This window comes from Burkholderia latens, assembly GCF_902499045.1.
Taxonomy (GTDB): domain Bacteria; phylum Pseudomonadota; class Gammaproteobacteria; order Burkholderiales; family Burkholderiaceae; genus Burkholderia; species Burkholderia latens.
In genome coordinates, this window is record NZ_CABVPL010000001.1 from 229,128 (window position 1) to 242,138 (window position 13,011).

Here is a 13,011-nt window from a genome sequence, read left to right on the forward strand (position 1 = left end):
CGCCGTCAGTATGTGCGGCCGAGCTGCAGATAGACGTTGCGCCGGCCGCCCGGCGCGAGCGCGACACCCATGTACACCGGCCCGAACGCGGTCGACAGGCTCGTGAAGAACGTATAGCTCTGCTTGAGCGCGCCGCCGCCGATTTTCTGGCCGCTCGACCACACGTTGCCGACTTCCGCGCTCGCGCCGATCGACAGCGCCTTGACCGGCGACGCGTTGAACGTCATCAGCTGGTTCATGTAAGTCACGTTGCCGTACGCGAGCTCGTTGCCGTTCAGCTGGTCGGCCGCATACGCGGCGAGGTGCTGGAAGCCGCCGAGCGTGAAGTTGAATGCGTTGATCAGATTGGTGCCGCCGATGCTCTTGCCGCCCTCGATCGTCGCGCTGACGCTGTGCCGGCCGAACTGCTGCGCGATCATCGCCTTGCCGTAGATGTCGGTGAACGGCGTATTGGAGATCGCGTCGGCGAATTGCTGCGCCGACTGGCTGTTGTGCGACAACAGCGAGCGTTCGACGCGGAATTCGGTGTAGTAGCCGCGGCGCGGGAACATCGGGTCGTCGAGCTGATCGATGACGAGCCGCGCTCGCGCGGTCAGCGCCTGCGACGAGAAGCTCGGCCACAGCAGCGTCGACGTGCTGCCGTCGTCGCTCGAGAACGGCAGGTTGTAGTTCGGCGAGCCGTGCCCGGTCGCGTAGCCGATACCGATCCGGAAGTCGCCGAGGCGCCCGATCGGCAAGCCGAAGTCGAGCCCCGCGCGCGTCGTCTGCATCAGATACTGGTTCAGCTTCACGTCGCCGCTGTTGTCGTACAGGTTCGCGTAGCGGCGCTGGTACTCGGCGTACGGCGCGATGTAGAAGCCGTAAATCGACGCGAACGGCTGGCGCAATTCGACGCGCGCCGACTGCAAGTCGCTGCCGATCGTCGTATCCGCGCGGAACTCGAGCCCCGACTCGGTGAGCCACGGCCGCCGGTAGCCGACGTGCAGGCGGAAGCCGCCCTCGTCGGTCGAGCTGCTCGACATCCCGACGCCGAACAGCAGGAAATTCGGCCCCCAGTATTTTTCCCGCGCGTCGATCTCGAGCACGTTGTCGTCGCCGTGGCTCACGATCTGCTGCGTCACGCTCTCGAAATTGCCGCCGGTCGTCAGCGTGAGCAGATCCTCGCTGACGGTCGCCGGATCGTAGATGTCGCCCGGTTTCACGTGCAGCGCGTTGCTGACGACACGCTTCGGCACGCCGCCGGTCGTCTTGATCTCGATCCGCGTGATGCGGATCGGCGGCGGCAGCGGCTGCGCATGCGCTGACCGGTAAGCCGCGTACTGTTCCGGCGTGAGCGCGAAGTGGCGAAGGCGCGGCAGCGCCGCGGTCGCGGCCGCCTCGCCGGCGGCGATCGCCTGCTTCGCGTTCTGGAAATCGGTGAACGCGAGCGAGCCGAGGTCGGGCGTCAGCAGCACGTCCTGCGCGGCAAGCTGCTTGCGCTGCGACGTCACGTTCTGGCGGATCAGGATGCCGACCATCTGCTGCATCACGTCGGCCGGCGACGCGAGCGCGTCGAGCGGACGCAGCGGCGAGCCGATGTCGACGGCGATCACGACCTTCGCACCCATCTGGCGCGCGGTGTCGACGGGCAGGTTGCTCACGAGGCCGCCGTCGACGAGTGCACGGCCGTTGATCTCGGCCGGCGCGAACAGGCCGGGCATCGCCATGCTCGCGCGGATCGCGAGCGGCAGCGAGCCGCGGTCCAGCACGACCATCTGGCCGGTCTGCAGGTCGGTCGCGACCGCGCGATACGGGATCGGCAACTGGTCGAACGGCTGGTTGGTCGGCACGGCAGCCGTCCAGTTCGCGAGCAGCGCCTGCAGCCGGTTGCCCTGCACGAGGCCGACCGGCGCCTTCACGCCTTTCTTGCCGAAGCCGAGCGTCAGCCCGCTGATGTACGAGCGCTCGTCCTCGCGGCTGCTTTGCGGCAGGTCCGCGCGGTCGGTCACGTCGAACGCGATGTCGGCCAGATTCACTTCGGACAGGCGCTTTTGCATCTCGTCGGCGGCCATTCCGCTCGCATACAGGCCGCCGACCACGGCGCCCATGCTCGTGCCCGCGATGCAGTCGATCGGGATGCGGTTCTCCTCGAGCACCTTCAGCACGCCGAGATGCGCGTATCCGCGGGCGCCGCCGCCGGACAGCACGAGGCCGATCGACGGCCGGCCCGCGGGGCCGCCGTCGGCGATGCACGTGGGTGCGGCCGAGGCGGCTGTGGCGGGCGCCGCGGCAGTCGGGGCCGCAGCGGCGGCCGTGGCCGCGGTGGCGGTGCGGTTGGCGGTGTCGGCGGCCGGCAAGGGCTGCGCGGCGACGGTGCAGCACCAGAGCGCAACGAGCGTTGCGCCGAGCTGGCGCACCCCCGGCCAGCGAAGAGAAGCGGGCGCTGTCATGGTGGAATACCTGGCGTGATCGGGCATCGGACGCCTGCCGGGAGCAGGCAAGACCGAGAGATTACCGTGTTTTACAAGCGCAACGCGAGCGGCCGATGCGCAGCCGCGAACCGGCGAAAACGCATGTTCGGTCAATTCGTCGCGAAAAAATCATCAGAATTGCCTAAAGTATCGGAACGATTTGCCGCTAAAGCCCGTGATGGGGCGGCGAAGGCGCGTCCCTGGGATGCGGCCTGGCCGTTTCGGCTCGTTTGTCAAAAAAGGCTTGATATGTCGACACCGCTGTTCGGAAAGTTGTTTGCGCAACCCGTTGCGATCGACCCTGGAACGGCGAGTACGCGGATTTACACGCACGAGCGCGGCGTGGTGCTGAACGAGCCGTCGGTCGTCTGCTTTCGCAAGGCCGGCGCATCCGACGCGCGGCCGACGCTCGAGGCGGTCGGCGAACTCGCGAAGGCGCTGCTCGGCCGCGAGCCGGGGCATCTGGAGTCCGTGCGGCCGATGCGGCACGGCGTGATCGCCGATGCGCACGCCGCCGAGCAGATGATCCGCCGCTTCATCGACATGTCGCGCACGCGCTCGCGCTTCGGCCGCCGCGTCGAGGTCACGCTGTGCGTGCCGTCGGACGCGACGGCGGTCGAGCGCCGCGCGCTGCGCGACGCCGCGTTCGCGGCCGGCGTATCGGACGTCGAACTGATCGACGAGGCGCTCGCCGCCGGGCTCGGCGCAGGCTTGCCGGTGACGGAGCCGGTCGGCTCGATGGTGATCGATATCGGCGGCGGCACGACCGAAGTCGCGGTGATCGCGCTCGGCGGCATCGTCTACCGCGAGGCGATCCGCGTCGGCGGCAACCAGTTCGACGCGGCGATCGTCAACCACGTGCGCAACCTGTACGGCGTGCTGCTCGGCGAACAGACGGCCGAGCGCGTGAAGAAGACGATCGGCTCGGCCACCAGCGCCGTGCCGCGCACGTCGACGCGCGCGATCGGACGCGGCGTCGAGGACGGCCTGCCGCGCTCGATCGAGCTGTCGAACCACGACGTGGCGGACGCGCTGGCCGCGCCGCTCAAGCAGGTGATCGGCGCGGTGAAGTCGGTGCTCGAAAACGCGCCGGCCGAACTCGTGACCGATATCGCCGATCGCGGCGTGATGCTGACGGGCGGCGGCGCGCTGCTCGCGGACCTCGAACGGCTGCTGCGCGACGAAACGGGGCTGAGCGCGCGCGTCGCCGACGAGCCCGCCACCTGCGCGGTGCGCGGCGCCGGCGAGGCGATGGGGCGGCTCGCGACGCGTTCGGCGGACTGAGTCCAGGCCCGGCATGCCCGGCCGCATTGAGTGACAGTATTCGCGCGGGCGCACGTCGCGTTCGAGCGCGTCGGCATCGAGCCGGCGGACGTCCCTGCCGCGCACCCGCGCGGTTTTCCGTTACGCGATCACGCCGCACGCCGGACGCAAGTGCCGGCGTAAGCGCACCCATGCGCTTCGTTCATGGCGGAATCCCGCTGCGCGCCGATATCGTGGCGGCCGCCGCGCTATTTCCAGAGTGTGTTTTCGTCACACGGCGTGTCGACCGGGAATCGAATTGAGTGGCGGCCTGCATTTGACCCGCCCGTGTGCCGGTTTCATATTTTCCAGATTGAAAATATGTGGCGGAATGTTGAATATTCCGGTTTTCCAATTCACTGGCTGAAATGGTTCCCGATTGTTTTCATCGTCATCAATCCGCCTCCTGTATTGCGGCGCAAAAAAACGTCGCCGGCTCGATATCGAATCTCCGTGTTTTACGGATTGCCAGGCGCACCGGCGGATTTAGCCCGATTCGGCCGGATCGCACCGAAAGGCGGGAGACCCGCGTCGCTTGCGGACAGGTGCAAGTAGAAAGTACGCATTTCATTCATCTTGTTCCGCTTGCCAAACATCGACTGGAAAACCCTGTATTTTTGATATAGCCTTGTCTGATCAAAAGCAGGGGCAGTAATCAAATCAACAGAAAGTCGCTGCATAAAAACAAGGGGCCACCATCATGTCATCCGGCTAGTTTGCATTCGCAAACGAAAAATGGATTAACCGGAAGTTCATCCGCGAATAAACCGACGTCGTGCCGCGACCGCCGGAGGGCACGCTTGCGCCCCCGATTTATCGCCGTCGCCGACCCGATTCAACAGCCATGTTGACGCAGAGGGGAAGCATGAACATTGCGCATTCGACTTCGACGAAGAGCGGGGACGCGTTGCCGAGACTCCTGTTGCCGACCGGTGTCTTCCTGGCGCTGTCCGGCGCCGGCATCGTTCCCGCGTATGCGACCTGCAGCACCGCAGGCACGACGGTCACCTGTTCGGGCGTCGCGAACCCGCTGGCGCCGAGCTACTCGAACAGTGCCAACAACCTGAACGCCACCGTCAATCCGGGCGCGAGCGTCGGCGTGCTGCTCGGCGTCGGCGGCACCGCGATGTCGCTGACCGGCAACAACGTCACGCTGACGAACAACGGCACGATCGATCCTTCCGCGCTCGGCTCGGGGCTCGGCGTGCTGTCGAGCGGCACGGTGGTCGGCAATGCGGCGGCGAGTACCACGACCGTCATCAACAACGGCACGATGAACGGCTCGACCGGCGTCGCGATCAGCGGCGTGACGGGCATGGCGCTATCGGTCCAGAACGGCACGGGCGGCGTGTCGACCATCACCAACACCGGCTCGATCGGCTCCACCCCGCTGGTCGGAGCAACGCTCACCGGCGCCGACGCGCCGGTGGTCGCCGCATACGGCGGCGGCCAGGTGAACATGTCCAACAGCGGGACGATTACCGGCCGCGTATCGCTCGGCTCGAGCGGCACGCCTGGACAGGGCAATACGTTTACCAACTCGGGCACGATCAACGGCGGCGTGTCGATGGGCGCGGGCAGCACGAACACGTTCAATGCGGTGACGGGCTCGTCGGTCAACACGGCGGGCGGCACCGGCGGCGCGTTCAACATCACGGTCGGTCCGTTTACGCTCGGTGTTGCCGCGACCGGCGTCGTCGACGGCGGCGCGGGCGGCGACAATACGCTCAACCTGACGCAGGGCGCCGCTGCGAACGGCACGATCGCGGTCAACAACTACATCAACTTCAATCATCTCGACGTCATCGGCGGCGCCTGGACGATCAACGGCGCGTCGACCGCGCAGAACGCGACGCTGTCGGGCGGCGTCGCGATCATCAACGACAACGCGTCGCTCGGCACGGGCACCATCACCGGTGGCGGCGGCGCGCTGCAGGCGGGTACGGCCGGGCTCGACGTGTCCGCCAATGTGACGCTCGGCGCGGGCGGCCTGACGGTGCAGGGCGCAACCGGGCTCACGCTGTCGGGCACGGTGTCGGGCGGCGGCGCGCTGACGAAGAACGACGGCGGCACGCTGACGCTGTCGGGCGCGAACAGCTATGCGGGCGGCACGAACCTGAACGGCGGCGGGCTGGTGGTCGGCAACAATTCGGCGCTCGGCGTGGGCGCGCTGAACGTCAATGCGGCGGCGACGCTCGACACGAGCACGAACGTGACGCTCGACAACGCGGTCAATCTCGCCACCGGCGCGACGCTGACCCTCGGTGGCAGCAACAATCTCGGGCTGTCCGGCGCGATCAACGGCACCGGCGGCCTCGTGAAGAACGGCGCGGCAACGACGACGCTGAGCGGCGTGAACACGTACACGGGCGACACGACCATCAACAGCGGCACGCTCGCGCTGAGCGGCGCGGGCAGCCTGTCCGCGGGCGGTACGGTGAACCTGGCCGGCGCGGGCGCGACATTCGACCTGAGCGGTGCATCGGGCGCCCGCACGATCGGCGCGCTGGCGGGCGCGGCCGGCACGAGCGTGAACCTCGGCGCGAATTCATTGACGCTCGGCGGCGCCGTCAATGCGACCTACGCCGGCACGATCGGCGGCTCGGGCAGCGTGACGCTGTCCGGCACCGGCACGCAATCGCTGACCGGCACCAACGTCTATACGGGCGGCACGAACCTGAACGGCGGCAATCTCGTCGTCGGCGGCAACGCGTCGCTCGGCTCTGGCGCGGTCAACGTCAACGGCTCGTCGACGCTCGACGCGACCGCGAACGTGTCGCTCGCGAACGCCGTCAACATCGCCACCGGCACGACGCTCACCGTTGGCGGCAGCACGGATCTCGGGCTGGGCGGCACGGTCTCCGGCGGCGGCGGGCTCGTGAAGGACGGCGCGGCGGCGCTGACGTTGAGCGGCGCGAACAGTTTCGCGGGCGGCACGACGCTGAACGCGGGCAGCCTCGTGCTCGGCAACGCCGCGGCACTCGGCACGGGTGCGTTGACGGTCGGCGGCGCGGCGACGCTCGATGCGAGCACGAACCTGACGGTCGGTAACGCGATCGATCTCGGCGCGGGCACGGCGCTCACCGTCGGCGGCAGCAACGCGCTCGCACTCACCGGTGCGATCTCCGGCGCGGGCGCGTTGGTGAAGGACGGTGCCGCGACCACGACGCTGGCCGGCGCGAACACGTACACGGGTGGCACGACGATCAACGCGGGCACGCTGGCGATCGGCGCGGGCGGCAGTCTTGCCGCGACCGGCGCGGTGAATCTCGCGAATGCCGGCGCGACGCTCGATCTGAGCGGTGCGTCGGGCACGCAAACGATCGGTGCGCTCGACGGCGTGAGCGGCACGAACGTGAATCTCGGCGCGCACGCGCTGACGCTGGGCGGGACGGCCAGCGGCACGTTCGGCGGCGCGATCGGCGGCACGGGCAGCCTGACGCTGGCGGGTACCGGTACGCAGACGCTGAACGGCGCGAGCACGTATTCGGGCGGCACGGCCCTCAACGGCGGAACGTTGATGCTCGGCAACGCCGCGGCGCTCGGCACGGGCGCGCTGACCGCCGGTGGCGCGGCGACGCTCGATACGAATGCGGCGCTGTCGGTCGCGAATGCGATCGATCTCGGCGCGGGCGCGACGCTCACGCTCGGCGGCAGCAATGCGCTCGGCCTGAGCGGTGCGATTTCCGGGGCGGGTGCGCTCGTGAAGAACGGTGCCGCGACCACGACGCTGACGGGCGCGAACACGTACACGGGCGGCACGACGATCAACGCGGGCACGCTGGCGATCGGCGCGGGCGGCAGCCTCGCATCGACGGGCACGATGAACCTCGCGAGCGCTGGTGCGACGCTCGACCTGAGCGGCGCGTCGGGCGCGCAGACGTTCGGTGCGCTGTCGGGCGTGAGCGGCAGCAACGTGAGCCTCGGCGCCAACGCGCTGACGTTGGGCGGAACCGCCAGTGGCACGTTCGGCGGCGTCATCGGCGGCACGGGCAGCGTGACGCTCGCGGGCACCGGCACGCAGACGCTGAACAGTGCGAACACCTATTCGGGCGGCACGACGCTGACGAGCGGTGCAGTGGTGCTCGGCAATGCGGCGGCACTCGGTACGGGCGCGCTGAGCGTCGGCGGCGCGGCGACGCTCGATACGAATGCGGCGCTGTCGGTCGCGAATGCGATCGATCTCGGCACGGGCGCGACGCTCACGCTCGGCGGCAGCAATGCACTCGGCCTGAGCGGCGCGATTTCCGGCGCGGGTGCGCTCGTGAAGCACGGCGCGACGACCACGACGCTGACGGGCGCGAACACGTACACGGGCGGCACGACGATCGACGCGGGCACGCTGGCGATCGGCGCCGGCGGCAGCCTCGCGTCGACCGGCACGGTCAATCTCAGCGGCACCGGGGCGACGCTCGACCTGAGCGGCGCGTCGGGCGCGCAGACGTTCGGTGCGCTGTCGGGCGTGAGCGGCAGCAACGTGAGCCTCGGCGCCAACGCGCTGACGGTGGGCGGAACCGCCAGCGGCACGTTCGGCGGCGTCATCGGCGGCACGGGCGGCCTGACCGTCGCGGGCAGCGGCACGCAGACGCTGACCGGCAGCAACACGTATACGGGCGGCACCACGATCGCGTCGGGCGGCACGCTGCAGCTCGGCAACGGCGGCACGTCGGGCAGCGTTGTCGGCGACATCGTCGACAACGGTGCGCTCGTCTTCAACCAGTCGGGCAACGTGACGCTGGCCAACGTGTTGTCGGGTACGGGCTCGCTGACGCAGGCGGGCAGCGGACAACTGACGCTGACGGGCATCAATGCGCTGAGCGGACCGACCACCGTCGCCGCGGGCACGCTCGCGGTCGACGGTTCGCTCGGCCAGTCGGCCGTGACCGTGCAGAGCGGCGCGACGCTGACGGGCACCGGTACGGTCGGCGGCCTCGTGGTCCAGGGCGGCGCGTTCGCCGCTGCGGCGCAGCCGGGCGCGGCGCTGCACGTGGCCGGCAACGTCACGTTCCAGCCGGGTTCGACGCTGCAGGTCGCCGTCACGCCGCAGCAGAGCGGAAGCATCGCGGCGGGCGGCACGGCCACGCTGAACGGCGGCGCCGTCCAGGTGCTCGCGAACCAGGCCAGCTACCAGCCGACCACGACGTACACGATCGTCAGCGCATCGGCCGGCGTGCAGGGCACGTTCAGCCAGGTGACGTCGAACTACGCGTTCCTGATGCCGACGCTCAGCTACGATCCGAACCACGTGTATCTGCAACTGGTCGCAAATGGCACGTCGCTGCCCGATGTCGCGACGACGCCGAACCAGCGCGCGGTCGCGACCGCGATCGGGGCGCTCGGCGCGGGCAACCGGCTGTACGACACCGTGCTGACGACCGACGCGGCCACTGCACGCCGCGCCTACGGGCTGCTCGACGGCGAACTGCAGGCGAGCCTGAAGAGCATGCTGCTGCTCGACAGCCGCTACGTGCGCGATGCGGTGACCGATCGCGTGCGCCAGGGGCTCGCGCCCGGGTCGGGGCCGCTCGCCGCGCTGTCGTCGGGCGGCGCCGCGCTGTGCGGCGACAACACGGCCGGCACGACCGATCGGGCGCTGCCGCCGGAACGCCGCATCGGTTCACGCGAAGGCTGCTACGGCGGCTCGCCTTACCAGCCCGTGGTGTGGGGGCAGGCGTTCGGCGGCCGCAGCCGGCTTGCCGGCGACGGCAACGCGTCGACGCTCAACCGCAGCATGACGGGCTTCATCGCCGGTGCCGACATGGCGTTCAACGACAACTGGCGCGGCGGTCTCGCGGCGGGCGTCACGCACAGCTCGCTCGACAACGACCAGAGCGCGTCGGCGTCGGTCAACAGCTACTACCTGTCGCTGTACGGCGGCGCGCAGTACGGCCCGCTCGGCGTGCGCGGCGGTGCGTCGTACACGTGGTACCGAATCAACAGCGACCGCTATCCGGGCTTCGCCGGCTTCTCCGATCACGATTCGGCCGGCTACAACGCACATTCGGCGCAGGTGTTCGGCGAAGTCGGCTACGCGATGCCGGTCGGGCCGGTCGCGCTCGAACCGTTCGCCGGCCTCGCCTATGTGAACCTGCATACCGACGGCTATACGGAAAGCGGCGGTGCGGCCGCGCTGCGGGCCGGCGGCCAGACGACCCACGTCGGCTTCTCGACGCTCGGGCTGCGCGCCGCATCGCAGCTCGGCGCGATCGCGAGCAGCACGTTCACCGCGCGCGGGACGGTCGGCTGGCGGCATGCGTTCGGCAACGTGCGGCCGTCGTCGGCATTCACGTTCGCGAACGGCGGCACGTCGTTCCAGGTGTCGGGCGTGCCGATTGCCCGCGACAGCGCGGTGCTCGAGGCGGGCATCGACGCGAACGTCACGAAACGGCTGACGCTCGGCCTCACGTTCAGCGGCCAGTACGGCAGCGGCGTGCGCGACAACGCGGTGCTCGGCAACATCCTGTGGAAGTTCTGACCGGCGCATGACCGGCGGCGGCGCCCGCGCGCCTTCCGATGCCCCGCGACGCCTGTCCGTCGCGAGGCATCGCTGCGTCGCTGCGCACGTTCGCGGTTCTGACCTATCCTGTGCGAAACACGCGACGCGCGCCGCGCGTCGCGCCTCGACACAGGAGGATCGATGCCGAATCACGCCGAAGCCACTACGACGCAGGCGCCGCAGGTCGCGCCTGTTCCCCCCGTTCAAGCGTCGGGCCCCGCATTCATCGCGCCCGAAGCCGATCCGCAGGCGCTCGCGCGCAACAACCAGTACGTGCTGAAGTCCGGCGACGCGTTCGTGGTCAGCGACGCGCTCGGCGACATCGGCGGCCATGACGACGGCCTGTTCGTCGACGACATGCGTGTGCTGTCGACCTGGCGTCTGACCTTCGGCGGCCGTGCGCCGTCGCTGCTGTCGGGCGCGACGAGCGCCGACAACGCGTCGTTCACCGCGCATCTGACGAACCGCCCGCTGCCGCCGCTCGGCGGTCACGAGACGCCCGAGGGCGTGATCCACATCGAACGGATGCGCGTGCTCGCGGGCGACGTGCTGTACGAAGCGCTGACGCTGACGAACTACGGCGCGAGCGAGGCCGAAGTGCCGCTGTCGCTGTCGTTCGCGGCGGATTTCAAGGACATGTTCGAAGTGCGCGGCACGCAGCGGCCGAAACGCGGCACGGTCGTTGCGCCGCGCGTCGACGCGGGCGCGGTGCGGCTGCGCTACGACGGCCTCGACAAGGTCGAGCGCAACGTGACGATCCACTTTTCGCCGGCGCCCGACGCGCTGTCGGTCGATCGCGCGGACTACACGTTGACGATCGCCGCGCAGGCCTGCGTGTCGATCTATCTGACCGTCGACGCGACGCTCGGCGACGCGCACGACGGCGAACGGCCGGGGTGCGGCCGCGTCGCGCTGCGCACCGCGCTCGTCGGCGTGCATCGCGAGATGCGTTCGCGGCGCGAGTCGATGGCGCGCGTGCATACCGGCAATCCGCTGTTCGACGCGTGGCTCGACCGCTCGCTCGCGGACCTCGGGCTGCTCACGACGCAGCTCGACACCGGCCCGTATCCGTATGCGGGCATTCCATGGTTCTCGACGCCGTTCGGCCGCGACGCGATCATCACGTCGCTGCAGATGCTGTGGCTGCAACCGTCGCTCGCGCGCGGCGTGCTGCGCTTTCTCGCGACGCACCAGGCGCGCGAGACGTCCGCGTTCCGCGATGCGGAGCCCGGCAAGATCATGCACGAGTTCCGCCGCAGCGAGATGGCCGCGACGGGCGAGGTGCCGTTCGCGCTGTATTACGGCGGCGTCGATACGACCCCGCTGTTCATCGTGCTGGCCGGCGCATACGTCGAACACACCGGCGACGATGCGCTGATGGACGAGCTGTGGCCCGCGCTCGAGCGCGCCGCGCAATGGGTGACCGACAAGTGCGACCGCAATCCGTACGGGCTGCTCGATTACCAGCGCACGTCGGAGCGCGGCCTCGCGAACCAGGGCTGGAAGGACAGCCACGATTCGGTGTTCCACGCGGACGGCCGTTTCCCGGACGGGCCGATCGCGCTCGTCGAAGTGCAGGCGTACGCGTGCGCGGCGCTCGAGGCGATGGCGATGTGCTCGCAGCGGCGCGGCCATCCCGCCGATGCGGCGCGTTACGCGCTGCGCGCGAGGACGCTGCGCGACCAGGTCGAAGCGCTGTTCTGGATGCCGGACGGGCAGTTCTACGGGATCGCGCTCGACGGCCACGGCGATCTGTGCCGCGTGCTGGCGTCGAATGCCGGCCATCTGCTCGCATTCGGGCTGCCCGACGCGGAGCGCGGCGCGGCGGTCGCCGGCGTGCTCGGCTCGACGCTGTTCCAGACTGGCTGGGGTGTGCGCACGCTCGCGGCCGGCCAGCCGCGCTTCAACCCGATGGCGTATCACAACGGTTCGGTATGGCCGCACGACAACGCGCTGATCGCGCGCGGGCTCGCGCGCTACGGCGACAAGACGGCCGCGGTGAACCTGCTGCGCGCGCTGTTCGAAGCGGCGGTCAGCTTCGAGATGCGGCTGCCGGAACTGTTCTGCGGGTTCCCGCGCCGGCGCGGCGAGCCGCCGACCGCGTATCCGGTCGCATGCCTGCCGCAGGCGTGGGCGGCCGGCGCGCCGTTCATGATGCTGCAGGCGTGTCTCGGCGTGAGCATCGACGCGGCGTACCACGAAGTGCGCGTCGAGCGCCCGGCGCTGCCGGAAGGCGTCGACTGGCTGCGCATCGACGATCTGCGGGTCGGCGACGATACCGTCACGCTGACGTTCCGGCGCGTCGACGGCCAGGTGGTCGCGGCGGCGGAGCAGCCGGGGCGCGTGAAGGTCGTTGCCGTGCTGTGACGCAGCGGGCATCGGCATGCGGTTGCGCGGAGGTTGCGCGATGTCGCGCCACGTCCGCGCACGGCGGCATAGAATCGTGACATGACCCCTCGAACGATGGCGGAGGCACCTACGATGACGACCGACAACCGGCCCGACGACGGCGAGCACAAGCTCGAGAATCTCGAAGCGGCGGTCGACCACCTGCACAAGTCGATCGAATCGCAGAGCATCGCGGTTGGCGCGGCGAAGGGCATCCTGTTCAGCCTGATCGAAACGCTCGGCGCGCTGATCGGCGATCCCGACCTGCCCGAACATGCGCGCTCGGGCTACGAGGCGCTGCGCGACAAGGCGAGCGAATTGCGCGGCGGCCTCGAGCGGCACTGACGAGCAGCTTGGCCGGCGCTGCCGCAAGGC

The 13,011-nt window shown here is 69.5% G+C and carries 5 protein-coding genes; 4 read left to right on the forward strand and 1 reads right to left on the reverse strand.

The window, feature by feature from the left end:
* Positions 1-5: 5 nt before the first annotated feature.
* Complete coding sequence (locus BSE24067_RS01060; protein WP_174904670.1) at positions 6-2,429, reverse strand: patatin-like phospholipase family protein; 2,424 nt, start codon at positions 2,427-2,429, stop codon at positions 6-8.
* A gap of 270 nt (positions 2,430-2,699) precedes the next feature.
* On the opposite strand from BSE24067_RS01060, the gene mreB reads away from it, so the two are divergent.
* The 4 genes from mreB (at position 2,700) to BSE24067_RS01080 (ending at position 12,981) form a co-directional block, all read left to right on the forward strand.
* A complete protein-coding gene (gene mreB / locus BSE24067_RS01065; protein WP_151065916.1) occupies positions 2,700-3,734 on the forward strand; it encodes a rod shape-determining protein in 1,035 nt (344 codons plus the stop codon).
* 883 nt (positions 3,735-4,617) lie between these two features.
* Positions 4,618-10,227 carry an autotransporter domain-containing protein gene (locus tag BSE24067_RS01070; protein ID WP_151065917.1) on the forward strand — a complete coding sequence of 1,870 codons (5,610 nt, stop codon included), beginning with the start codon at positions 4,618-4,620 and terminating at the stop codon, positions 10,225-10,227.
* 162 nt (positions 10,228-10,389) lie between these two features.
* Complete coding sequence (locus BSE24067_RS01075; RefSeq protein ID WP_151065918.1) at positions 10,390-12,615, forward strand: amylo-alpha-1,6-glucosidase; 2,226 nt, start codon at positions 10,390-10,392, stop codon at positions 12,613-12,615.
* Positions 12,616-12,729: 114 nt separating this feature from the next.
* The gene (locus tag BSE24067_RS01080) at positions 12,730-12,981 is read left to right on the forward strand and encodes a hypothetical protein (RefSeq protein ID WP_009694579.1); all 252 of its coding nucleotides are present in this window, start codon (positions 12,730-12,732) and stop codon (positions 12,979-12,981) included.
* Positions 12,982-13,011: the final 30 nt, after the last annotated feature.